The organism is Pseudomonas sp. EU05-FHT14B02 (assembly GCF_058791055.1).
Genome location: NZ_JBYTDD010000072.1, coordinates 1 through 625 on the forward strand (window position 1 = coordinate 1; position 625 = coordinate 625).

1 pseudogene is annotated in these 625 nt (G+C 65.4%); it reads left to right on the plus strand.

Annotated elements, in window-relative coordinates:
• Positions 1–625 (plus strand): annotated as a pseudogene (locus AC3WTM_RS29530) (copper oxidase); the annotation flags it as partial.

Genomic DNA, 625 nt, shown 5'->3' on the forward strand with positions numbered 1-625 from the left:
CCGGCGCCCACGCAGGACCCGAACAACATTGCCCGCAGCGGCCCGTCGGCCGCGGCGCTGGAAGCCTTCATGCGCCAGCCGGGGCTGTACCCGTTTCCGTCGCAGTATTCCAACGTGCTGGACCGCAACCCGTGGAAAGCGCAGATCGAAGCCTTCCTCAACCGCCATCCGGTCGGCTCGCCGGCCGAAGGTCGTCCGCCAGGAAAAGGCTGGTCGCACCAGCGCTGGAACGAGTTCTACCCACAGGTCGCCTTCAAGACCGCTCAAGCCGGCGCCAAGCTCAACGGCGGCATGCGCGACCGCCGGCAGTTGCACAACTACGCCGTCGGTGAGTTCGGCCCGGGCGGGCTCTACAACCAGACCTCGGACAACCCGGTCATAACGGGCACCACCAAAGGCATCGACACCCGCTTTCACCCCAACATGCCGATCCAGAACCACAAGGCGCTCTGGACCTTCGACGGCACCTTTCCGCCAAAACTGCTGATGGTGCGGTACGGCCAACCGGTGCTGATGCGCCACTACAACGCCCTGCCGATCGATCCATCGGCCAACATGGGTTTCGGCCTGCACACCCTCAGCACCCACGAACACAACGGCCACTCCCCGGCGGAAAGCGACGGCT